General features: G+C 60.4%; 18 protein-coding genes and 2 tRNA genes. 10 read left to right on the top strand and 10 right to left on the bottom strand.

Annotated elements, in window-relative coordinates:
• Window positions 1-152: 152 nt before the first annotated feature.
• The 5 genes from groL to DK871_RS18690 all read right to left on the bottom strand — a co-directional run bounded on the left by groL (window position 153) and on the right by DK871_RS18690 (window position 4773).
• Window positions 153-1796, bottom strand: a complete 1644-nt coding sequence (groL, locus tag DK871_RS18670; protein ID WP_161906234.1) for a chaperonin GroEL — start codon at window positions 1794-1796, stop codon at window positions 153-155.
• A 50-nt stretch (window positions 1797-1846) separates the two neighbouring features.
• Complete coding sequence (groES, locus tag DK871_RS18675; protein ID WP_161906235.1) at window positions 1847-2143, bottom strand: co-chaperone GroES; 297 nt, start codon at window positions 2141-2143, stop codon at window positions 1847-1849.
• Between the two features lie 245 nt (window positions 2144-2388).
• Window positions 2389-2865, bottom strand: a complete 477-nt coding sequence (locus tag DK871_RS18680; protein ID WP_161906236.1) for an FxsA family protein — start codon at window positions 2863-2865, stop codon at window positions 2389-2391.
• A 66-nt stretch (window positions 2866-2931) separates the two neighbouring features.
• Window positions 2932-3663, bottom strand: coding sequence for a HugZ family protein (locus tag DK871_RS18685; RefSeq protein ID WP_161906237.1), 732 nt, complete (start codon window positions 3661-3663; stop codon window positions 2932-2934).
• Window positions 3664-3765: 102 nt separating this feature from the next.
• Window positions 3766-4773 carry a DUF481 domain-containing protein gene (locus tag DK871_RS18690; protein WP_161906238.1) on the bottom strand — a complete coding sequence of 336 codons (1008 nt, stop codon included), beginning with the start codon at window positions 4771-4773 and terminating at the stop codon, window positions 3766-3768.
• Between the two features lie 144 nt (window positions 4774-4917).
• On the opposite strand from DK871_RS18690, the gene DK871_RS18695 reads away from it, so the two are divergent.
• From DK871_RS18695 to DK871_RS18710, 4 genes are all read left to right on the top strand, one after another.
• The gene (locus tag DK871_RS18695; RefSeq protein ID WP_178116065.1) at window positions 4918-5280 is read left to right on the top strand and encodes an MGMT family protein; all 363 of its coding nucleotides are present in this window, start codon (window positions 4918-4920) and stop codon (window positions 5278-5280) included.
• Between the two features lie 43 nt (window positions 5281-5323).
• A complete protein-coding gene (locus DK871_RS18700) occupies window positions 5324-6865 on the top strand; it encodes an AmpG family muropeptide MFS transporter (RefSeq protein ID WP_161906239.1) in 1542 nt (513 codons plus the stop codon).
• A gap of 214 nt (window positions 6866-7079) precedes the next feature.
• Window positions 7080-8795 carry a proline--tRNA ligase gene (locus DK871_RS18705; protein WP_161906240.1) on the top strand — a complete coding sequence of 572 codons (1716 nt, stop codon included), beginning with the start codon at window positions 7080-7082 and terminating at the stop codon, window positions 8793-8795.
• Window positions 8796-8815: 20 nt separating this feature from the next.
• The gene (locus DK871_RS18710) at window positions 8816-9769 is read left to right on the top strand and encodes a hypothetical protein (RefSeq protein ID WP_003193947.1); all 954 of its coding nucleotides are present in this window, start codon (window positions 8816-8818) and stop codon (window positions 9767-9769) included.
• Between the two features lie 126 nt (window positions 9770-9895).
• Here the strand turns inward: DK871_RS18710 and dinB are convergent, their stop codons facing one another.
• On the bottom strand, window positions 9896-10954 hold the full coding sequence (gene dinB, locus DK871_RS18715) for a DNA polymerase IV (protein ID WP_020301354.1): 1059 nt from the start codon (window positions 10952-10954) through the stop codon (window positions 9896-9898).
• A gap of 281 nt (window positions 10955-11235) precedes the next feature.
• On the opposite strand from dinB, the gene DK871_RS18720 reads away from it, so the two are divergent.
• The 4 genes from DK871_RS18720 to DK871_RS18735 all read left to right on the top strand — a co-directional run bounded on the left by DK871_RS18720 (window position 11236) and on the right by DK871_RS18735 (window position 15757).
• Window positions 11236-11312 (top strand) — tRNA-Met (locus tag DK871_RS18720).
• 165 nt (window positions 11313-11477) lie between these two features.
• A tRNA-Met gene (locus tag DK871_RS18725) sits at window positions 11478-11554 on the top strand.
• 280 nt (window positions 11555-11834) lie between these two features.
• Window positions 11835-14477 (top strand): bifunctional lysylphosphatidylglycerol flippase/synthetase MprF, encoded by a 2643-nt coding sequence (gene mprF, locus DK871_RS18730; RefSeq protein WP_120248577.1) that lies wholly within the window; start codon window positions 11835-11837, stop codon window positions 14475-14477.
• Window positions 14477-15757: a virulence factor family protein gene (locus tag DK871_RS18735; RefSeq protein ID WP_161906241.1), complete on the top strand. Its 1281-nt coding sequence runs from the start codon at window positions 14477-14479 to the stop codon at window positions 15755-15757. The genes mprF and DK871_RS18735 overlap by 1 nt, the downstream gene beginning before the upstream one ends.
• A 131-nt stretch (window positions 15758-15888) precedes the next feature.
• Here the strand turns inward: DK871_RS18735 and recJ are convergent, their stop codons facing one another.
• A complete protein-coding gene (recJ, locus tag DK871_RS18740; RefSeq protein WP_003193951.1) occupies window positions 15889-17598 on the bottom strand; it encodes a single-stranded-DNA-specific exonuclease RecJ in 1710 nt (569 codons plus the stop codon).
• 149 nt (window positions 17599-17747) lie between these two features.
• Window positions 17748-18290, bottom strand: coding sequence for a YaeQ family protein (locus tag DK871_RS18745; protein WP_003193952.1), 543 nt, complete (start codon window positions 18288-18290; stop codon window positions 17748-17750).
• A gap of 137 nt (window positions 18291-18427) precedes the next feature.
• Here DK871_RS18745 and DK871_RS18750 point away from each other — a divergent pair, with 137 nt between their 5' ends.
• On the top strand, window positions 18428-19627 hold the full coding sequence (locus DK871_RS18750; protein WP_161906242.1) for a CaiB/BaiF CoA-transferase family protein: 1200 nt from the start codon (window positions 18428-18430) through the stop codon (window positions 19625-19627).
• Between the two features lie 170 nt (window positions 19628-19797).
• Here the strand turns inward: DK871_RS18750 and DK871_RS18755 are convergent, their stop codons facing one another.
• Entirely contained in the window at window positions 19798-20082 is a 285-nt protein-coding gene (locus DK871_RS18755) for a DUF3509 domain-containing protein (RefSeq protein ID WP_020301357.1), read from the bottom strand.
• Between the two features lie 207 nt (window positions 20083-20289).
• On the opposite strand from DK871_RS18755, the gene DK871_RS18760 reads away from it, so the two are divergent.
• The gene (locus DK871_RS18760) at window positions 20290-20952 is read left to right on the top strand and encodes a response regulator transcription factor (protein WP_047711699.1); all 663 of its coding nucleotides are present in this window, start codon (window positions 20290-20292) and stop codon (window positions 20950-20952) included.
• On the opposite strand, the gene DK871_RS18765 is transcribed toward DK871_RS18760, so the two are convergent.
• Window positions 20921-22165, bottom strand: a complete 1245-nt coding sequence (locus DK871_RS18765) for an EAL domain-containing protein (RefSeq protein ID WP_161906243.1) — start codon at window positions 22163-22165, stop codon at window positions 20921-20923. The two genes, DK871_RS18760 and DK871_RS18765, sit on opposite strands and share 32 nt — an antisense overlap.
• Window positions 22166-22471 lie beyond the last annotated feature (306 nt).

Consider the following 22471-nt stretch of genomic DNA (forward strand, 5'->3'; position numbering starts at 1 on the left):
AGCTCCCACAGTTGGATCGCGGGGTGTCAGGTAGATATCCGTAGTCACGGGAGCAAGCTCCCTCGCCATAGGTCCAGGATACAGCCGTGCATAAAAAAGCCCCGCCTGCATCACTGCAGGCGGGGCTTTTTATAGCGCCGGGTAAGGCTGGCTTACATCATGCCGCCCATGCCACCCATGCCGCCCATGTCTGGCATACCGCCGCCAGCGCCTTCAGCCTTAGGCTTTTCGGCAATCGCAACTTCGGTGGTCAGCAACAGACCAGCGATCGAAGCGGCTGCCTGCAGAGCCGAACGAGTCACCTTGGTTGGATCCAGGATGCCCATTTCGACCATGTCGCCGTATTCGCTGGTAGCAGCGTTGTAACCGTAGTTACCTTTGCCGTTCTTCACTTCGTTGACCACAACACTTGGCTCGTCGCCGCTGTTGGAAGCGATCTGGCGCAGCGGTGCTTCAACAGCACGACGCAGTACAGCGATACCGACGTTCTGATCAGCGTTGTCGCCGGTCAGGCCAGTCAGGGCTTCCAGAGCACGGATCAGCGCAACGCCACCGCCAGGTACCACGCCTTCTTCAACGGCTGCACGGGTTGCGTGCAGGGCGTCTTCAACGCGGGCCTTCTTCTCTTTCATTTCAACTTCGGAGCCAGCGCCAACCTTGATCACTGCAACACCGCCAGACAGCTTGGCCAGGCGCTCTTGCAGTTTTTCACGGTCGTAGTCCGAGGAGGTCTCGGCAACCTGGGCACGGATCTGAGCGATACGCGACTCGATGTCGCCTTCAACGCCAGCACCGTCAACGATGATGGTGTTTTCCTTGGACAGGGTTACGCGCTTGGCGCTACCCAGGTTTTCCAAAGTGGCGCTTTCCAGGCTCAGGCCGATCTCTTCGGAGATAACGGTACCGCCGGTCAGAACGGCGATGTCCTGCAGCATGGCCTTGCGACGGTCGCCGAAGCCTGGAGCCTTGACGGCTGCAACCTTGACGATGCCACGCATGTTGTTCACAACCAGAGTCGCCAGGGCTTCGCCTTCAACGTCTTCAGCCACGATCAGCAGTGGGCGACCGGCTTTGGCAACGGCTTCCAGCACTGGCAGCATTTCGCGGATGTTGGAGATCTTTTTGTCGACCAGCAGGATCAGCGGGCTGTCCAGCTCGGCAACCATGGTGTCCGGCTTGTTGACGAAGTACGGGGACAGGTAGCCACGGTCGAACTGCATGCCTTCTACAACCGACAGTTCGTTTTCCAGGCCCGAACCTTCTTCAACGGTGATCACGCCTTCTTTACCGACTTTTTCCATGGCTTCGGCAATGATGTCGCCGATGGAGCTGTCGGAGTTGGCAGAGATGGTACCTACCTGAGCGATGGCCTTGGTGTCGGCGCATGGCTTGGACAGGTTCTTCAGCTCTTTGACGATGGCGATGGTCGCCTTGTCGATGCCGCGCTTGAGGTCCATCGGGTTCATGCCGGCCGCAACGGACTTCAGGCCTTCATTGACGATCGACTGAGCCAGTACGGTCGCGGTGGTAGTACCGTCACCTGCGTCATCGTTGGCACGGGAGGCAACGTCTTTGACCAGCTGCGCGCCCATGTTTTCGAAACGGTCTTCCAGTTCGATTTCTTTTGCTACGGAAACGCCGTCCTTGGTGATGGTCGGAGCGCCGAAGCTCTTCTCGATGATCACGTTACGGCCTTTCGGGCCCAGGGTCGCTTTTACTGCGTCAGCCAGGATGTTGACACCGGTGAGCATTTTCTTGCGGGCGGAGTCGCCGAATTTAACTTCTTTAGCAGCCATGATCGATATTCCTTAAATACTTTGTAGTAACGGGAAAATGAGCGGGGAAATCAGCCTTCCAGTACAGCGAGAATTTCGTTCTCAGCCATTACCAGCAGGTCTTCGCCGTCGACTTTCACAGTGTTGCTGCCGGAGTAAGGGCCGAAAACAACCTTGTCACCCACTTTCACGGCCAGCGCACGTACTTCACCGTTATCCAGGGTCTTGCCTGGGCCCGCAGCGACAATCACACCGTGGTTGGCTTTTTCAGCAGCCGAACCTGGCAGAACGATGCCGCCAGCGGTTTTCTTTTCTTCTTCGCTGCGACGGATGACGACGCGGTCGTGCAGAGGACGAAGCTTGCTCATTGTCGATCTCTCCTAATTGTGTTTTTCATCGGCCGGTTCAATCCGGCGGGTTAAATTCCGGCGGTGCCGGTCGCGGCTCGCTGGGCGAGACGCGGAAGTCTGTCTAGTGTCACCACCAGAAACCTTGCGGTGACCGTTACATAAGGGCGCCCAGGCTTATTACAAGGGGCCGGGGATGAAATTTTTTGTGTCGGTTCAAGGGCAAATGCAACACGGCACCCGAAGGTGCCGTGCCGGTGAACCGGTTATTTGCTGTCGCGGTGTTCGAATTCGCCTTCGATCACATCACCTTCACGCCCCAGGGGTTGGCGCGGAGCCGGGCCGCCACGGGGTTGCAGGTCGTCGGCGAACGCACGCTGGCGCATCGCGGCCTCTTCGGCCCGCTGGCGCATCTTGCCGGCCAGCAGCTTGCGGGTGAACGGCAGCAACAGCACCAGGCCGAGCACATCGCTGATAAAGCCCGGCAGGATCAGCAGGCCACCGGCCAGGGCCATCATCAGGCCCTCAAGCATGGTCTGGGCCGGCAGTTCGCCGCGGTTCAGGCTTTCACGGGCACGCAGCGCGGTCGCCAGGCCGGCGACACGCAGCACCAGCACGCCGAGCATGGAGCCAGCGATGATCAGCAGCAACGCCGGGAAGAAACCGATCGCACCGCTGACTTTAACGAATACGAACAGCTCCAACACCGGGAACAGCAGAAAGAGCAATAAAAAAGGGCGCATCAAATGGTTCCTCAACGCAAGAATGCCTTGCCAGTTCACCTTAGATGACGTCGCCATTGCGTGAATTCAAGCAGTGGCCGCGGATTTTTTCGGCCAGACCTCGGCGTGCGCCAATGAAACCAAGGCTTCGCGTACTTGTGTCGGCGTGTTGCAAGGCTCGGCAAACCCTAGCCAATGTAACGACTGGCCAATGCGCAGGTGCATCCCTTCGCTGTCGATACCGGCCAACTGCGCAGGCTCGGTGGTGGGCAAACCGCCCAACTCAACGTAATGGGCGATCGCTTTGGTGTGATCGCTGTTCATGTGCTCGATCATGCTGCGCTCGGCCTTGCCCGCAAACGGGTTGGCCAAGGTCAACTGGTCGACCCAATGGATCGCGCCAAATCCACCGATATAACGGTGGCGCACCGGTTTGAGCACCCAGAAATCGAAATCGTGGGCCTTGTGGTAGTTGGCCGAATCGGGGAAGTAGCGGTAGTAGCGCTCTGCAGCCGCTTCGATGGCGGCGGGGTCTTCCAGCTTCTCGGCTTCGGCCAGGTAGGTCAGGCGCCCGACGGCTTGCACATCATCGGCCTCGCGCTCACCCACCAGCAGCGAACACTTGGGGTCTTTTTGCAGGTTATGGGTGTGCTGGGCAATGCGGCTGATCAGGATCAGCGGGCGACCCTGCTCGTCCAGGCAGTAGGGCACCACCGAGCCGAAGGGAAAGCCGGGCATGGCTTTGGATTGTGTGGCGAGCGCCCCACGGTATTCCTTGAGCAACAGCTCTCGGGCGTTCTTGGCAACCTGCGTGCTCAATATAGGATTCCTCGGATGTTCCGCCGCCCATGGCATATGGGAATGGATCTCAACACAAGGTAATCAATATTCGCGCAGGTTGCCAGAGTGGCCGACGCCGGTTTACCAGGCCACGCCAAAGCCTGCGGTGTAGCGGGTCTTGCTCAAGCTGCTGTCGGAGTCGCCACTGATGATGTCACGCTCGGCCTTGAGGTTGAGCGAGGCCCATTCAGTGACTTTGTAACGCAGGCCCATCTCGGCATCCAGGGCGTAATCGGCCGGACCGTCCAGAGGCTTGCCCACTTCGCCATTGGTGAAGAACTCCACCGTCTTGCCCACCAGGTAGCGGTTGTAGTTCCACTTCATGGCCAGGGAATAGAAGTTGTCTTTGCCACCATCGGCATATTCGTAATCGGTGCGGTTGACCAGCGAACCGAGGGAGAACGCGCCCAGTTCATCGTCCCAGAACTGGTAGCCCGGGCCGGTACCCACGGTGCGCTGGCGCGCCAGGTCTTCGATTTTGTCGCGCTTGTAGGTCAGGCGCCCCTGCCAGAACCAGTGCTCGGTGATAAAGCGGTCCAGGTCGTATTCCAGGGCCCAGTTGTCGGTGGTGGTGACATCGTCCTGGAACTCGCGGTTGTATTCGCCCTTGCCCGTATGGCGCCATTGGCCGTGACGGGCCGAGGTTTTGAAGTCGATGTCGTAGTCGTTGGTGTCTTTATCCGCGCGTTTGTAGTCCAGCGCCAGGTCGACGTTGCCCTTCCACACCAGGTCTTCGATCACGGGCTTGGGCTTCATGATCTGTTGAATACTCGCCAGTTCCACCGTCTTGGGCGCCTCGCCATTGGCCAGCACCACCTTGCCGTCATCGGATGCCTGCAAGGACTTGGCCTTTTCACCGGTGTAGGCGTCCTGCTTGACCAGTAGTTCCTGGTCGCTTTCCAGGGTTTTGACCTGCTTCCAGTCCACCGGGATGGAGCCCGCGTAGGTGGTTTGGATCAGCAACTTGCCACCGTCGAAGACTTTGATCTTGCCGGTGAGGCGGTCACCGTTTTTCAACCAGACGGTATCGGCGAGCAAGGGCGTGGAAGCACTTAACACAGCAAGGCACAACAGGGTTCTGGACAACATAAGCAGGTACGGGGCTCAGGGTAGGCAAAAAAGGGGCGTTATAGTGTTACATGGCTAGAACTGACTCAAGGATTTATATTGAGTTCAATACTCATCGCCATGTTTACAGACGTTTCTGACAAAACAACGACGATCTCAACGGATATGCCCACAGTGATCCTACCCGCCGATACGCCACAAAGCCCCGCCGAGATGCGCCGCACCGCACTCTACCTGACGTTGTCGCAGGTGCCCGAAGGCTGCGTGGTCAGTTACGGCGAGCTGGCGCACCTGGCGGGTCTGGGCCGTGCTGCCCGTTGGGTCGGGCGCACCCTGAGCCAGTTACCGCAGGACACGCGATTGCCCTGGCATCGGGTGTTGGGTGCCGGTGGTCGGATAAGTCTGCCGGTGGGCAGTGCCTCGGGTGACGAACAACGTGCGCGTTTACGTAGCGAAGGCGTCACTATCCTGAACAATCGTGTTGATATTCAGCGTCATGGCTGGCGCCCGGTAGAGCACAGCGGTTAGAGTGCGCGCTTTGTTTCCGCAAATCTGAGGCAGACTCCAGCCCATGCCCCGTAAAACCTGGCGCGCCGCGCTCGCCGCCTATGCCAGCCCTTCGACGTTAGTGCTGTTGTTGCTCGGTTTCGCCGCCGGCATGCCTTACATGTTGGTGTTTTCGACGCTTTCGGTGTGGCTGCGTGAAGCCGGGGTGGCTCGCGAGACCATTGGCTATGCGAGCCTGATCGGCCTGGCCTACGCCTTCAAATGGGTCTGGTCGCCGCTGCTCGACCAATGGCGCCTGCCGTTGCTCGGTAAACTGGGACGCCGTCGCTCGTGGCTGGTGCTGGCCCAATCGCTGGTGATCCTGGGATTGATCGGCATGGGTTTTTGTGACCCACAAAAACACCTGTCCTGGTTGATCGCCATTGCGGTGATAGTCGCCTTCGCGTCGGCCACCCAAGACATCGCCGTGGATGCCTACCGCCTGGAAATCGCCGACGACAGCCGTCAGGCAGCCCTGGCGGCAAGCTATATGTCTGGTTATCGCATCGCTGCCCTGCTGGCCACGGCCGGTGCGCTGTTCTTTGCCGAAGGCTTCGGCTCCACCGGCTTCAACTATAAACACTCGGCCTGGACCGGCACCTATGTGCTGTTCGGCGTGTTGATGGTGCCGGCGCTGCTCACCACGTTGTTTATGCGTGAACCCGATGTGCCACTGCGCACCCAACTGCAGGCCGGGCGCTACAGCTTTGTGCACCAGTTGGTGTCGGTGTTTGTACTGATCGTGCTGTTGGTCTCGGTGCCGGCGATGTTTACCCAGCTGTATAACACCGACTTTGCCAGCGTACTGTTCCAGGGCGTGAGCCTGTGGGAACTGCTGATGGAAGACCGCGCCTTCCTGCGTGCCATCCTCTATATCACACTCACTGCGCTGTGCCTTTCGGCCATGGGCCGCCGGGGCCTGGCGCCGGTGCTGACGCCGGTCAACGACTTTATCCTGCGCTACCGCTGGCAGGCGCTGCTGCTGCTCGGGCTGATTGCGACCTATCGCATGTCCGACACAGTGATGGGCGTCATGGCCAACGTGTTTTATATCGACCAGGGTTTCACCAAGGACCAGATCGCCGGGGTGAGCAAGATCTTCGGCCTGATCATGACCCTGCTCGGTGCCGGCATGGGCGGGCTGTTGATCGTGCGGTTCGGGATATTGCCGATCCTGTTCATCGGCGGCGTGGCCTCGGCCGGTACCAACCTGCTGTTCGTGATGCTCGCCGACATGGGCCCCGACCTGCAGATGCTGATTGTCACCATCTCCCTGGACAACTTCAGCTCGGGCATGGCCACCTCGGCGTTCGTGGCTTACCTGTCGAGCCTCACCAACCTCAAGTTTTCTGCCACCCAATATGCGCTGCTCAGTTCGATCATGCTGTTGCTGCCACGCCTGATCGGTGGGTATTCGGGGGTGATGGTGGAGAAGTTCGGGTATCACAACTTCTTTATGATCACTTGCCTGATGGGTGTGCCGACGCTGTTCCTGATTGCGCTGCATTGGTTCCAGGAGAACCGCCGCGCCCGGCTCAATCCCCCTGAAGAAACGGACCCCTTGTAGGAGCGAGCTTGCTCGCGAAAAACGTCAACGATAAAGCGGGCTTCCTGAATGAACGCGGCGCCTGTGAGTTTTTCGCGAGCAAGCTCGCTCCTACAGCCATCAGGGCCAGTCACCCCACAGCCAGATCCCCCGCAACGTCACGCCTGTACTCCGGCGACAAGCGCCCGTACAATCCCAAGTCATTTCAAGTCCAAGCAACCGACAACGGCCTACCATGCGTACCAGTCAATATTTGCTCGCCACACAGAAAGAAACGCCTTCCGACGCGGTTGTGATCAGCCATCAGCTGATGCTGCGCGCCGGTATGATCCGCAAACTGGCCTCGGGCCTGTACACCTGGTTGCCCATGGGCTTGAAGGTGATGCGCAAGGTCGAAGCCATCGTTCGTGAAGAAATGAACGCTGCCGGCTCTCTGGAAGTGTTGATGCCGAGCACCCAACCGGCTGAGTTGTGGCAGGAATCCGGGCGCTGGGAAGAGTACGGCCCTGAGTTGCTGCGTTTTAAAGACCGTCATGGCCGCGACTTTTGCGCCGGCCCGACCCACGAAGAGGTCATCACCGACCTGATGCGCAATGAGCTGAGCAGCTATAAGCAGTTGCCGCTCAACCTGTATCAGATCCAGACCAAGTTCCGTGATGAAATCCGCCCACGCTTCGGCTTGATGCGTGGTCGCGAATTCATCATGAAGGACGCCTATTCGTTCCACGCCGACCAGGCTTCCCTGCAAGCGACCTACGACCGCATGCACCAGGCCTACTGCAACGTGTTCACGCGCCTGGGCCTGAAGTTCCGCCCGGTTGAAGCAGACAACGGCTCCATCGGCGGTGCCGGCTCCCACGAATTCCACGTGCTGGCCGAGTCCGGCGAAGACGATATCGTGTTCAGCAACGGTTCCGACTACGCGGCGAACATCGAGAAGGCCGAAGCCATACCACGTGAAACCTCGCGCCCGGCTCCCACCGAGGAGCTGCGCCTGGTCGACACGCCAGACACCAAGACCATCGCGGCCCTGGTGGAGAAATTCAATCTGCCGATTGAAAAGACCATCAAGACCCTGATCGTGCGCGCCGAAGAAGAAGGCAAGCTGATCGCCCTGGTGATCCGTGGCGACCACGAGCTCAACGAAATCAAGGCCGCCCAGCAACCTGGCGTGGCCAGCCCGCTGGTCATGGCCACCGATGCCGAACTGCGCGACGCCATTGGCGCCGGTGCCGGCTCCCTGGGCCCGCTGAACCTGCCGCTGCCGATCATCATCGACCGTTCGGTCGAGCTGATGAGCGACTTCGGTATCGGCGCCAACATCGACGACAAGCACTACTTCGGCGTGAACTGGGAGCGTGACCTGCCGGTTCCGACCGTGGCAGACCTGCGCAACGTCGTGGCCGGCGACCCGAGCCCGGATGGCAAGGGCACCCTGGAGATCAAGCGCGGCATCGAAGTCGGACACATCTTCCAGCTGGGCAACAAGTACAGCAAGGCGATGAAGTGCGAAGTACTGGGTGAGAACGGCAAGCCGATCACCCTGGACATGGGCTGCTACGGCATTGGCGTGTCCCGCGTGGTGGCTGCTGCCATCGAGCAGAACAACGACGAGAAAGGCATTATCTGGAGTGACGCCCTGGCGCCGTTCCAGGTGGCCCTGGTGCCACTGCGCTATGAAACCGAGCAAGTGCGCGAAGCCACTGACAAGCTGTACGCGGAACTCACCGCTGCCGGTTTTGACGTGCTGCTCGATGACCGGGACAAGAAAACCAGCCCGGGTATCAAGTTCGCCGACATGGAACTGATTGGCATCCCGCACCGGATCGTGGTCAGTGACCGCGGCCTGGCTGATGGCAATCTGGAATACAAGAGCCGGACCGAAGCCGAAGCCCAACCGTTGCCGGTGGCTGACGTGCTGTCTTTCCTCCAGGCGCGTATTCGTCGCTGAAAACCAGATCAAGAGAAGTCATGTTCAAGCGAAACACCAGAGCCCTGGGGGGCGCCGCCTTGTGCGGCGCCCTGCTGGTCAGCGGCTGCGCCAATCAGATGTCGCAACGCAGTGAGCACGAGGAGCGGGTCGAGCGTAAGTTGCTCGACCACAGCCTACAGATCGATGTAGGCGAGCCTAAAGTGCTGGAGCTGCCGCAACGCCGGGTTCGCATTCATGAGCAGAAGACCTTCGAGGTCACAGAATTCGAAGTCACCCGTCGTTACGACCGCTACACGCCCTACCAACCCTGGCGCAAACTCTATGAGATGCCGTTGGGTGCCGTGGCGCTGGTAGCGGGCGTGGGTGCCAACGTGGTGAATATCTTCGCCCTCGGCAACCTTCCCACGAGCGTGACCCGTGACTGGCTCAGCTACGGCGTGGACGGCATCAACCCCTTCATGAACGTGCAATCCCACGGCCGTGCGCAACAGAACCTGGCGGCTATCGATGAAGTCCAGCGTGACAAGCGCCTGGAGTATTCGAGCCTGCCCTGGAGCGAGCGCCCGGTACAAGTCACCGCCGGCAAGCAGACCCACGAGCTGACCACCGACCGCAACGGCATACTGCGCCTGAACCTGTTGGACAGCCCGTTTGCCGAGCAGGACCTGAACCGCGTCACCACGCTGAAAATCAGTGTGGAGGATGGCCAGGACGACGTGCATACCGACTCGACCCTGGCGGTCAGCAACACGCTGCGCAGCAAGCTGCTCGAGGCCCATGCCCTGATCTACGACGATCTGGAAGATGACGAGGTGAACCAGTGGGTGCACCGAGTCAAACGCCTGTCGGAGTTGGGGCTGGAGGAAGAGGCCAGCGAGCTGGAACAAAGCCTGATCGAACTGACGCGCAATGACCCGGAGTTGCAGCAGGAGTTTGTGCAGGCGTTGACCAAGGATGCGGGGCGGCTGGTGGCAGACCCTGGCGCACGCTAGTTAAAACTTTCTGTAGGAGCGAGCTTGCTCGCGAAAAACTCACAGACACCGCGTTCACTCAGGAAGCACGCGTTATCGTTGACGTTCTTCGCGAGCAAGCTCGCTCCTACAGGGGGCATCCGGTTTTTACCAGGAAAATTCGAGCTGTTCGTTGCCGCCGCTCAGGTCCAGCAACCGTACGCCTATCCCCAGCAACCGCACCGGCTTGCCCCCGCGATTGAACGCCTGGGTCATCAACTGCTGATAACTCTCCAGATCCCGCCCTGCCCCCGCCTGCTCCAGCGTCGTCTGGGTAAAGTCATGAAACTTCACTTTGACGAACGGCTTGCCCGCCCGGTAGCTGCTGTCGATACGCGCCATGCGCCCGGCCAGGGTTTCCATCAGTTCCGGCAGTTTCGCCAGGCAACTTGAAAGGTCTGGCAGGTCCACGTCGAAGGTATTTTCCACACTGATGGATTGCCGCCGGCTGTCGTTTTGCACCACACGGTCATCAATCCCACGGGCCAGGCTCCAGAGGCGCTCGCCGAAACTGCCGAATTCGCGCACCAGTGCCAGTTTGTTCCAGTCGCGCAATTGCAGGCAGTCTTCGATGCCCAGGCGCGCCAGCTTGTCGGCGGTGACCTTGCCCACGCCATGCAGCTTGCTGACACGCAGCTGCGAGACAAAGTCTTCGACCTGGTCCGGCGTGATCACAAACAGGCCGTTGGGCTTTTTCCAGTCGCTGGCGATCTTGGCCAAAAACTTGTTGGGCGCCACGCCGGCAGACACAGTGATATGCAACTGGTTGGAGACCCGGCGCCGAATGTCCTGGGCAATACGCGTGGCGCTGCCGCCAAAATGCGGGCTGTCGGATACGTCGAGGTAGGCCTCATCCAGCGACAACGGCTCGATCAAGTCGGTGTAGTCGCGGAAAATCAGCTGGATTTCTTTCGACGCTTCTTTATAGGCATCCATGCGCGGCTTGACGATGGTCAAGTCCGGGCACAGCTTCAAGGCATGACGTGACGACATCGCCGAACGCACCCCATACGCCCGCGCCTCGTAGTTGCAGGTGGCGATCACGCCGCGCCGATCTGCCGAGCCACCGACAGCCAAGGGCTTTTGCGCCAGGCTCGGGTCGTCGCGCATCTCGATGGCGGCGTAGAAGCAATCACAGTCGACGTGGATGATTTTGCGCTGCGTCATATAAAACGAGGGACGTTAACCAACGGGTGGCCAGTATCGCACCCACCCCTGTATATAGCACCAGTAGTTTGAATCTTCCGCCTGAGCGGTAGGAAATTTCGTAGATGTATATATTTTCTCAATCGAATATCGCATCCCAATAGAGCTGAAAGCCTTGTCCTGCCTGGCCTGGGGCCCTCACGAACCGCCCTCTTAAGCGCTAACCGATTGAAGCACAAGCGCTTTTCTTCAGTTTACGGGTTGACACACTCGCGTTCCTCTGTAGAATGCCGACACACAGACGCGGGATGGAGCAGTCTGGTAGCTCGTCGGGCTCATAACCCGAAGGTCGTCGGTTCAAATCCGGCTCCCGCAACCAAACATCAAAAAAGGCTACTCGAAAGAGTGGCCTTTTTTGTGCGCGTCTGTTTTTCCTAGCACGATGCGCCAACACCTTGATTTCTGAATAATTAGCGCTTATTTCAACGATCAGCTCATTAACGGTTGACACCCTGCCATTGGGCTGTAGAATGCCGCCCACAGACGCGGGATGGAGCAGTCTGGTAGCTCGTCGGGCTCATAACCCGAAGGTCGTCGGTTCAAATCCGGCTCCCGCAACCAAACATCAAAAAAGGCTACTCGAAAGAGTGGCCTTTTTTGTATCTGGCGAAAAAGTTCTTCTGAAACAATGGCATGGCATCTTTCATGAAACCGTAGACGGTTTGCAGAGTCCATCTCATTGCACGCTATGCTCAATGCTCAAGCGCTACCCCTCTACGACCAATGGCCGCAGTCGCCGCGCCCGGTGATCCGCGTTAATATTTGTAATTATTTTGTCCATAGGGATTGGTAACTTGGCTGGATACCTCCATCCTGTCGCGCACAATCCACGAGGTGATTGATGCGCGCCAACTCGTCTGAACCACAAGACACCGTTACAGCAGAACAACCGATCACTCCCACCCGTTTGCGGTGGCTGGACCTGTTGAGCAAGTATCGCCAGCCCATCGGCCTGGCCGTGACGCTTCTGCTGTTTGCAATCGCCCTGATCGCCTGCCGGCACCTGCTGCTGGAGCTGGACCTCTACGCCTTGCACGATTCGATCCTGGAAGTGCCCAAGCCTGCCCTGTTGGGGGCCTTTGCGGCGGCAGTCGCCGGTTTTGTGATCCTGCTCGGCTATGAATTCTCCGGCGCGCGGTATGCCGGCGTGCAATTGCCCGCCAAAACCCTGGCCCTGGGTGGTTTCACCGCCTTTGCCATCGGCAACGCCATTGGTTTGTCGATGCTCTCGGGCGGTTCGGTGCGCTACCGTTTATATGCACGGCATGGCATCGGCGCCTCGGAAGTGGCGCACATGACCGTATTCGCCAGCCTGGCCCTGGGCTGTGCCCTGCCGCCGCTGGCCGCGCTGGCCACGTTGAGCAACTTGCCGGCCGCTTCCACTTACCTGCATTTATCGCAAAGCCTGCTCGGCGGTATTGCCGGCGCCGTGCTGCTGTTGTCGGTGCTGCTGTGTATCGGCATCTATCGCCGCCGCCTGCCAGAACAGCCCTACCCCGACAACCTGCTGGTCAAGGCCGGGCGCCGTACCCTGCGCCTGCCGGGCCGACGCCTGACGTTCCTGCAACTGATCATCACCGCACTGGACGTCGCCGCAGCCGCTACCGTGCTATATCTGCTCTTGCCGGAAGCACCGCCCTTCGGTCCGTTCCTGCTGGTGTACCTGCTGGCCCTGGCCGCGGGTGTGCTCAGCCATGTGCCGGGCGGCGTGGGCGTATTCGAAGCGATCCTGCTGGCGGCCTTTGCCGACAAACTCGGTGCCGCGCCCCTGGCCGCGGCCTTGCTGCTGTACCGCATGATCTACGTGGTGCTGCCGCTGCTGATCGCCTGTGTATTCCTGCTGGTCAACGAGGCCCAGCGCCTGTTCCAGACCCAGCAAAGCCTGCGGGTGGCGTCGGGGCTGGCAGCGCCAGTATTGGCCGTCCTGGTTTTTTTGTCCGGCGTGGTCCTGCTGTTTTCCGGCGCCACGCCAGAGATCGACTCACGCCTGGAAAACATCGGCTTCCTGATCCCCCATCGTCTGATTGACGCGTCGCACTTCGGTGCCAGCCTGATCGGCGTGTTGTGCCTGTTGCTCGCCCAGGGCCTGCGTCGGCGGTTGTCGGCGGCCTGGATGCTGACCATGGTGCTGCTGCTGGTCGGCGCCCTGCTCTCGCTGCTTAAAGGTTTCGACTGGGAAGAAGCCAGCCTGATGACCATGACCGCCGTGCTGCTGGCGATCTTCCGGCGCTCGTTCTACCGCGCCAGCCGCCTGACCGAGTTGCCGTTTTCGCCGCTGTACCTGGTGGCCAGTGTCTGTGTGCTCGGCGCTTCGATCTGGCTGCTGCTGTTTGCCTACCAGGACGTGCCCTACAGCCATCAACTCTGGTGGCAGTTCACCCTCGACGCCAACGCCCCGCGTGGTTTGCGTTCGCTGCTCGGCGCCGCCGTGTTGCTGGTGATCGTGTCGCTGACCTGGCTGCTGCGCACGGCACGCCCGGTCATCCACCTGCCGACCCCGGAAGAACTGGAGCGCGCCAGCAAGATCCTGATGGCCTCGTCCCAACCCGACGGCGGCCTGGCGCTCACCGGCGACAAGGCGCTGCTGTTTCACCCCAACGATGAAGCCTTCCTGATGTATGCCCGTCGCGGGCGTAGCTTGGTGGCCTTGTACGACCCGATCGGCCCGACCCAACCGCGCGCCGAGATGATCTGGCAGTTCCGCGATCTGTGCGACATCCACCACGCCCGCCCGGTGTTCTACCAGGTACGCGCGGAGAACCTGCCGTATTACATGGACATCGGCCTCACCGCGATCAAGTTGGGTGAAGAAGCCCGCGTCGACCTGAAACGCTTTGACCTGGAAGCCAAGGGCAAAGAAATGAAGGATTTGCGCTACACCTGGAACCGCGGCACCCGGGACGGCCTGTCCCTGGAGATCTGCGAACCGGGCAAGGCGCCCATGGATGAATTAAAAGTCATCTCCGATGCCTGGCTTACAGGTAAGAATGTGCGGGAAAAGGGCTTCTCTCTGGGCCGTTTCAGCGATGACTACCTCAAGCACTTTCGTATCGCGATCATTCGCTTCGAAGGGCGCCCGGTGGCCTTCGCCAATTTACTCGAAACCTACAACCATGACCTGGCCAGCCTCGACCTGATGCGTGCCCACCCGGACGCGCCCAAGTTGACCATGGAATTCATGATGGTGGGCCTGATTCAACACTATAAGAGCCACGACTACGCGCGCTTCAGCCTCGGCATGGTGCCGTTGTCGGGCTTGCAACCGCGCCGTGGCGCACCGCTGACCCAACGCCTGGGCTCAATGGTGTTCCGCCGTGGCGAGCAACTGTATAACTTCCAAGGTTTGCGCCGCTTCAAAGACAAGTTCCAGCCCGACTGGGAACCCCGTTACATGGCCGTGCCCGCAGGACTGGATCCGCTGGTGGCATTGGCCGATACCGCCGCCCTGATCGCGGGCGGCTTGACTGGATTGGTGAAACGCTGATGATTCGACGCTCCTGGCGGTATGTATTGGCTTTAGTGGTGCTGCTTGCGCTGATCGCGGCGGGTGGCTTCTGGTACTGGAACCGCCCTGCCCCGCAACCGACCCTGGAGCACTTGCCCCAGGCCGACGGTTCGGTAATGACCCGCGTGACCCCGGCCAGCAACGCAAAAGCCCGCGTGGCCGTGGCGGTGATGGCCGACGAAACCCTGACCGACAGCCAACTGATTGCCCTGAGCCAGGGCGGTGCTGCGCAACTGATTCAGGTGGTACTGCCCAAGGATGACTGCGCGCTGCAGGAAAAAGCCCTGCAAGGCGCCCTGGCCCAGCTCAAAGGCCCGGCGACCCTGGTCAGCGGCATCGGCCCTGGCGCCGCACTTGCCTGGCGCTGGCTGGCCACCCAGAGCGACGACAAGGCCAACGCTATCTCCGTGGGCTTCGCCCTGAAACAGGAAGGCTGCAACGACCCGCTGCCGAAAACCGCCGCCCATGGCAGCTGGCTGGTGGCGTGGAACGATAACCCCGACGATGAAAGCGCCAGCTTCGTACGTGACACACCGCGCGCTACGACCAGCATCAGTGACTACGACATTCATTACCCCCAGGTGCTGAACAACGAACTGCGCAAGCAACTGGTCGGTTCGGACAACGGCGGCCTAGCAATTCCGGTGGTAGAAGTACCCGCCGGCCAAGCCAAGGACACCGTGACCCTGTTCCTCTCCGGTGACGGCGGCTGGCGCGACCTGGACCGCGACGTGGCGGGCGAGATGGCGAAGATCGGCTACCCGGTGGTGGGCATCGACACCTTGCGCTACTACTGGCAGCACAAGACACCAGAGCAAAGCGCCAAGGACCTCACCGAGCTGATGCAACACTACCGGCAAAAGTGGGGCACCAAGCGCTTCGTGTTGACCGGTTACTCGTTCGGCGCCGACGTACTGCCGGCGATCTACAACCGCATGCCAGAGAACGAACAACAACGGGTAGACGCGATCATCCTGCTGGCCTTCGCCCGCACCGGCAGCTTTGAAATCGAAGTAGAAGGTTGGCTGGGCAACGCCGGCAAAGAAGCCGCCACCGGCCCGGAAATGGCCAAGCTGCCGCCAGAGAAAGTCGTGTGCATCTACGGTGCCGAAGAAGTCGACGAGAGCGGCTGCACCGACAAGACCGCCGTGGGTGAAGCCATGAAGCTGCCGGGCGGGCATCACTTCGATGAGAACTACCCGGCGCTGGCCAAGCGTTTGGTGGATATTATCGTCAAGCATCAGGCCAAAGCCGAATAACTCAAGCTTAACCTAAGAACCAATGTGGGAGCGGGCTTGCCCGCGATGGCGGAGTATCAGTCAACGCTACTGTGACTGAGCCAGCGCTATCGCGGGCAAGCCCGCACATTGATCTGTAGTGTTGATGAAAACTAGCGCGGTTCGATGTGGGCAATCATCAACTGCACCGTCTCATTGCCACGAAACTCATTCACATCCAGCTTGTAGGCCAACTCCACCCAACGCACGGTCGGGTTTGGCCATACTTCGCGGTCCACGCCAAAGGCAATGCCATCGAGCTTCACCGACCCGCATTCGCTCTTGAGCACCACTTTCAAATGCCGCTCGCCCACCACCCGCTGCTCCACCAGTTGGAATACCCCATGAAACAACGGCTCGGGAAAGTGCTGCCCCCACGGGCCGGCATGGCGCAGGGCGCGGGCCAGTTCCAGGTGAAACTCTTCCACCGCCAGGGTACCGTCTGAAAGCAGGCGGCCGGTGAGGTCTTCTTCGCGCAGTTGCCGACGCACTTCGGCATCAAAGGCTTCGGCGAACAACGGGAAGTTGGCCTCGGGCAAGGTCAGCCCCGCCGCCATGGCGTGGCCGCCGTACTTGGTGATCAGGTTGGGATGCTGGCTGGCGACGACCGCCAGCGCATCGCGGATATGAAAGCCTTGCACCGAGCGTCCAGAGCCCTTGAGCAGGCCATCGCCGGCATCGGCGAAGGCGATGGTCGGGCGGAAATAACGCTCCTTCATACGTGACGCGAGGATCCCGATCACCCCTTGGTGCCACTCCGGGTCGAACAGGCACAGGCCATACGGCATCGACTCCACCGGCAAGTCCTTGAGCTGGGCCAGGGCCTCGCGCTGCATGCCTTGTTCGATGGACTTACGGTCCTGGTTCATGCCGTCCAGTTGCGCGGCCATTTCCCGTGCGGCGGCGAAGTCGGTGGTGAGCAGGCATTCGATACCTAGGCTCATATCATCCAGGCGCCCGGCGGCATTCAGGCGCGGGCCGAGGATAAAACCCAGGTCGGTGGAGGTGATACGCGCATGATCACGCTTGGCCACTTCCAGGATCGCCTTGATCCCCGGCCGTGCCCGACCGGCCCGAATACGCTCCAGGCCCTGATGCACGAGGATGCGGTTGTTGGCGTCCAGTGGCACCACGTCAGCGACACTGCCCAGGGCCACGAGGTCGAGCAGTTCACCGATGTTCGGCTGGGGCTTGTTGTCATACCAACCCAGGCTGCGCAACCGCGCGCGCAGGGCCATCAACACGTAGAAGATCACGCCGACCCCGGCCAGGGCCTTGCTGGGAAACCCGCAGCCCGGCTGGTTCGGATTGACGATGGCGTCAGCGGCCGGCAGTTCATCACCGGGCAAGTGGTGGTCGGTGACCAGCACCTGCAACCCCGCCGCCTTCGCCGCCGCCACGCCTTCGACGCTGGAGATACCGTTGTCCACGGTGATCAGCAACTGCGGCTCGCGCTGCAGGGCCACTGCGACGATTTCCGGGGTCAGGCCATAGCCGTATTCGAAGCGGTTAGGCACCAGATAGTCGACGTGGGCCGCCCCGAGCAAACGCAGGCCCAGGGTGCCTACGGTGCTCGCTGTGGCGCCATCGGCGTCGAAGTCACCGACGATCAGGATGCGCTGGCGCTGCTCCAAGGCCGTCACCAGCAAGTCCACCGCGGCGTCGATGCCCTTGAGCTGCTGATAGGGAATCAACCGCGCCAGGCTCTTGTCCAGCTCGGCTTCCGATTGCACCCCGCGTGCGGCGTAAAGGCGGGTCAACAACGGCGGCAGTTCACCGAGAAAAGGCAGGACGGCGGGCAATGGGCGGGGATCGATACGCATACGGTGGTGATAACTTCTCTTTAATCATTGTAGGAGCGAGCTTGCTCGCGAAGGTGGTTAACGATGACACGTGTGCCTGGGTGATCGTGGTGCCCTGGAGTTTTTCGCGAGCAAGCTCGCTCCTACAGGGAGCCGGGTTCAGCCAAGGTTTAACCGCGCTCGCCGACCAGCCATTGCAGTTGCACTTCATGCTGGCCACGGTCATCGGTCACAAAGATAGTGCCTTCGCTGATCATCACATCCCACTTGATGACGCGGGGCATGTCCTTGGCCAGGGTCTCCAACACTTCCTGGGGCACGGCAGCGATGTGCACGTTTTTCAGGTTGTTGGCCACCGGCACCACCTTGCCTTCCCACACGCGCAGGCTGCCATAGGCCAGCAGGCTGGTGCGTTCGGTGCGGCGCGAGCACCAGGTGAGGCGGTCGGCATCCGGCTGGCCGACTTCGATCCAGTGCAAAACCCGATCATCCAGGCTCTTTTCCCACAGGGCCGGTTCGTCCACATCCGACAGGCCACGCCCGAACGCCAATTGCTCGTTGTACCAAAGGGCGTAGGCCAGCAGGCGCACGGTCATGCGCTCTTCGGTTTCCGAAGGGTGGCGGGCGATGGTCTGTTTGACGCTCTCATACACCGAGCGGTCGAGGTCGGTGAGGTTGAGTTCGAATTTGTAGGTCGTGGACGGCTGGGCCATGAACGGGCTTCTAAAGACAAGGAAAGGCGGCCAGTCTAACCGATGGCGAGGGCATTGAACGAATACTGCGCTGCATCCGCGCGGCTCGCCTATGTTAAAAAGCAGTACATCATCGTCCCGCGCTTGTAAGGATCACCATGTCGCTTAATGCCAAACCACTTGCCGGCCTGAAAGTCATCGAACTGGGCACTCTGATCGCCGGTCCGTTTGCCTCACGCATCTGCGCCGAATTCGGCGCCGAGGTGATCAAGGTCGAATCCCCGGACGGCGGCGACCCGCTGCGCAAATGGCGCAAGCTGTATGAAGGCACTTCACTGTGGTGGTTCGTGCAGGCGCGCAACAAGCAGTCGCTGACACTCAACCTCAAGCACCCTGAGGGATTGGCGATCCTCAAGCAACTGTTGGCCGACGCCGACATCCTGATCGAAAACTTCCGACCAGGCGTGCTGGAGAAACTCGGCCTGAGCTGGGAAACCCTGCACGCCCTCAACCCCAAGCTGGTGATGGTGCGCCTCTCGGGCTTCGGCCAGACCGGGCCGATGAAGGACCAGCCGGGGTTTGGCGCGGTGGGCGAGTCCATGGGCGGCTTGCGCTATATCACCGGCTTCGAAGACCGCCCGCCAGTGCGCACCGGCATTTCCATCGGCGACTCGATTGCCGCCTTGTGGGCGGTGATCGGCGCGCTGATGGCGCTGCGTCACCGCGAGGTCAACGGCGGCCTCGGCCAAGTGGTGGATGTGGCGCTGTACGAAGCCATCTTCGCCATGATGGAAAGCATGATCCCCGAGTTCGATGTGTTCGGGTTTATCCGTGAGCGCACCGGCAACATCATGCCCGGCATCACCCCGTCCTCGATCCACACCACCGCAGACGGCAAGCATGTGCAGATCGGCGCCAATGGCGATGCGATCTTCAAGCGTTTCATGCAGGTGATCGGCCGTGACGACTTGGCGAACGACCCGGCACTGGCCAGCAATGACGGGCGTGACACTCGCCGCGACGAGCTGTACGGCGTGATTGATCGCTGGGTCAATTCGCTGTCGCTCGACCAGGTGATTGAGCATTTGAATAAAGCCGAGGTGCCCGCCAGCCGTATCTACAGCGCCGAAGACATGCTGGGCGACCCGCAATTCCTGGCCCGGGAAATGTTCCTCAAGGCACAGTTGCCGGGCGGCAAGGACTTCAAGATGCCCGGCATCGTGCCCAAGCTCTCGGACACACCGGGCAGTTGCGAATGGGTCGGCCCGCAACTGGGTGAACACAACAGCCTGCTGCTCAATGCCCTGGGCTATGACGCGGCGGCTATCACCCGGCTGCGCGAGGATGGCGCGATCTGACAAATTGCAGGCAAAAAGAAACCCCGAGCAGTGGGGAGACAACTCGGGGTTAAACGTGGCCTACAAAGACCAGTACAGCAAGCTACAGACACCGGAGCACAATGCCTGCTCTTGCTGTTACAAACTCTGACTGAACACCTTGTAGGAAGGTTCCGAAGAAAAATAATGTTTCATGCCAGTGCGCCGCCACGGGTCTGGGAGGCGTTGCGCAAGGCAGCGATGACTGAAGGTTCCAGGCGCCCTTCGGCGATTTTCAGGTCGCGAAGCAGGCAATCCACCACATCCACCAGCGCACGCTTGTCGCTCAATTGCGCACGATCGACTTCACGTTCAACCACGATGGCGCCACCGGGGTTCTTCACGGTTACCAGGCAGTCGTCGCGCATACCGGCAGAGGTCAGCGTAACCTGATAAGGGCTCAGTGCTTGGCTGAGCAATAGGTTGATACTTTCCATCTCGATCACCACTCAATCATTCGAAAAAGGTTCGAAAAACAAAAATGTCACGAAGAGGCTGACATTCAAGTGACCCGTGCTCAAAGCAGAAAGTTCTACCTTTTGTGTAATCCACTGCTTGAGGAAAACGAGCATGCACGGAAAAGATGACAGAGAAAAAACAACGGCGCACAGGCTAGAATCCCTGGATTGTCCCGGGAGCCTGACTTGAGAGCTGCGTCTGAACCGCCTTTGCGTATCGTGATTGCCGACGATCACCCGATTTTCCTGATCGGCCTGCGCGCCGTGCTCGAGCGGGACCCGCAGATCAGCATCGTCGGTGAGGCCAATTCCCCTCAGGCCCTCAGTGCAGTGTTGCAACACTGTGCCTGCGATGTGGTGGTGACCGACTTCATGATGCCCGTCGAGCCCCAGGCCGACGGATTGCGCTTGATCGAGCAACTGCGCCGGCACTATCCGCACCTGCCCATTGTGGTGGTGACCATGCTCAACAACGCCGGCTTGTTTCATTCCATCCTGGCATTGGGTGTGATGGGTTTGCTGAGCAAGGCCAGCCTGGCCGATGAGCTGCCCCAGGCGATCCGCCAGGTGCGCCAGCAACGCACCTACGTGGCCCAGACCATCCGCCAGGCGCTGAGCCTGGCCGGGGAAGTCGGCGCTGATCGCCTGCATTCCCAGGAGCACCTGTCACCCCGGGAGCTGGAGGTGATTCGCCTGTTGGCCAGTGGCATGACGGTGGGCGAGATCGCCGCGCACTTGCACCGCAGCAAGCAGACCGTCAGCGCGCAAAAAGTCAGCGCCATGCGCAAGCTCGGGCTGGTCAACGATGCCGCCCTGTTTATTTACGTGCAGGAACACGGGCTGGCCTAGCCTGGAACGCGATCCATTGCTTGAGCGCCTCGGCCTCCATCGGACGGGCGATAAAGCAGCCTTGCAGCCACGCCGCGCCCAGTTCGCCCACGGCGTGATAGTCGGCGGCGGTTTCCACGCCGGTGACCACCACGGCGACATCCAGGCGCGCCGCCATGCTCATGGCGCCCGCCACCACCGCGGCCTTGCGGTCATCGTTGGCCATCCCACAGGCAAACGCCGGGGGGATTTTCAGTTCGGTAAAAGGCAGTTCCAGCAAATGCTGCAGGCTGGTGCCGCCCATGCCGAAGTCGCCGATGGACAACTGGCAACCCAACATGCGCAAGCGCAGCAACCCGGTGACATGGGCGCTGTCGGTTTTCAGCGTCGAGGTTTGCACCAACTCCAGGGTCAAGCTATGGGCAGGCACACCGTGCAGTTGCAGCAAACCTTGCAGTACCCGGGGAAAGTGCTCGCGCTCCAGCATGCGCCCGGGGATGTTCACCGCTACCGGTAGCACCTGGCCGCTTTCGCCCATCACCTGGTTCGCCAGGCCAAGCGCCTGCTCCAGCACGTGCCAGGTAAACGCCTCTTCCATGCCGGCAAACTCCAGCACCGGCAGGAACTCGTCAGGCAGCAATAGCTCACCGTCCTGCAACTGCCAACGCGCCAGCGCCTCCACCCCTTGCAACACCCCGGCCTGACTGACGATGGGCTGGTACCAGACCCTGCCACACGCCGCGATAGTCACCTGGCTGACATCCGCCGAGGGCGGCAGTTGTTCCTGCTCGCTCAAGCTCAGTAGTTGACGGACGCGCTCCCAGGACAGCACTGGAGGCCCTGGGCGCAAGTGCTCCTGACAGTCGCTCAGCACTTGCCCGATCAGCTTGGCCGAAGCCGGCTTGGGCAAGCACGCCAAGACCTTGAGCCCCAATTGGCGCGCCATGTTCGCCACGCCTTCCAGCACGTCGGGCTCGGCGTTGCTGAGCAGGATCAACACCTGGGCCAGACGGCGCTCGGCCAACTCACGGATCAACGCCAGGCCATCGCCCTGCTCCAGGTACAGATCGCAGATGGCGATATCCACCGGGCCTTTGCTGTCCAGGGACTGGCGGGCGATTTCGACCGTTTCCGCGGCGCGTACATTGAACACACCGTTGGCATTGAGCATCTGGTGCAGGGCCATCAGTTGAAACGGGTTATCTTCGAGGATCAGGACGTTCAGGGATCGCATGGCTAGGGGTGTCGATACAGGGAAAGTCCTGCACAGTAGTCATATGCTGCGGCGTGCCCCATAGGACGTGTCCTAAAAGCTTGCTTAAATGTGGGAGGGGCGAGCCTTGTCGGTCAAGCGCAGATCTCCTGTGGGAGCTGGCTTGCCTGCGAAGGCGGTGTGTCATTCGCTACATCTGGTACTGCACTACCGCTATCGCAGCATAGGTATCTACACAACTTTGTAGGTTGTAGCAGCCGACGGTAACCACGATGCGAAGCGAGTCGCTCTTGATCTTGATCTGCTTTTGATCTTAGGCGCCCCGTT

Origin of the sequence: Pseudomonas sp. L13 (genome assembly GCF_009935965.1) — a bacterium.
Lineage (GTDB): Bacteria > Pseudomonadota > Gammaproteobacteria > Pseudomonadales > Pseudomonadaceae > Aquipseudomonas > Aquipseudomonas lactis.

Excerpts from the sequence above, each read along its gene's own strand:
- dinB (WP_020301354.1), bottom strand. The coding sequence starts at position 10,954 with ATGACGCAGCGCAAAATCATCCACGTCGACTGTGATTGCTTCTACGCC.
- DK871_RS18755 (WP_020301357.1), bottom strand. The coding sequence starts at position 20,082 with ATGGAAAGTATCAACCTATTGCTCAGCCAAGCACTGAGCCCTTATCAG.
- DK871_RS18765 (WP_161906243.1), bottom strand. The coding sequence starts at position 22,165 with ATGCGATCCCTGAACGTCCTGATCCTCGAAGATAACCCGTTTCAACTG.
- mprF (WP_120248577.1), top strand. The coding sequence starts at position 11,835 with ATGCGCGCCAACTCGTCTGAACCACAAGACACCGTTACAGCAGAACAA.
- DK871_RS18695 (WP_178116065.1), top strand. The coding sequence starts at position 4,918 with ATGCCCACAGTGATCCTACCCGCCGATACGCCACAAAGCCCCGCCGAG.
- DK871_RS18750 (WP_161906242.1), top strand. The coding sequence starts at position 18,428 with ATGTCGCTTAATGCCAAACCACTTGCCGGCCTGAAAGTCATCGAACTG.
- DK871_RS18690 (WP_161906238.1), bottom strand. The coding sequence starts at position 4,773 with ATGTTGTCCAGAACCCTGTTGTGCCTTGCTGTGTTAAGTGCTTCCACG.
- DK871_RS18680 (WP_161906236.1), bottom strand. The coding sequence starts at position 2,865 with ATGCGCCCTTTTTTATTGCTCTTTCTGCTGTTCCCGGTGTTGGAGCTG.
- DK871_RS18710 (WP_003193947.1), top strand. The coding sequence starts at position 8,816 with ATGTTCAAGCGAAACACCAGAGCCCTGGGGGGCGCCGCCTTGTGCGGC.
- DK871_RS18745 (WP_003193952.1), bottom strand. The coding sequence starts at position 18,290 with ATGGCCCAGCCGTCCACGACCTACAAATTCGAACTCAACCTCACCGAC.
- DK871_RS18735 (WP_161906241.1), top strand. The coding sequence starts at position 14,477 with ATGATTCGACGCTCCTGGCGGTATGTATTGGCTTTAGTGGTGCTGCTT.
- groES (WP_161906235.1), bottom strand. The coding sequence starts at position 2,143 with ATGAGCAAGCTTCGTCCTCTGCACGACCGCGTCGTCATCCGTCGCAGC.
- groL (WP_161906234.1), bottom strand. The coding sequence starts at position 1,796 with ATGGCTGCTAAAGAAGTTAAATTCGGCGACTCCGCCCGCAAGAAAATG.
- DK871_RS18705 (WP_161906240.1), top strand. The coding sequence starts at position 7,080 with ATGCGTACCAGTCAATATTTGCTCGCCACACAGAAAGAAACGCCTTCC.
- DK871_RS18700 (WP_161906239.1), top strand. The coding sequence starts at position 5,324 with ATGCCCCGTAAAACCTGGCGCGCCGCGCTCGCCGCCTATGCCAGCCCT.
- recJ (WP_003193951.1), bottom strand. The coding sequence starts at position 17,598 with ATGCGTATCGATCCCCGCCCATTGCCCGCCGTCCTGCCTTTTCTCGGT.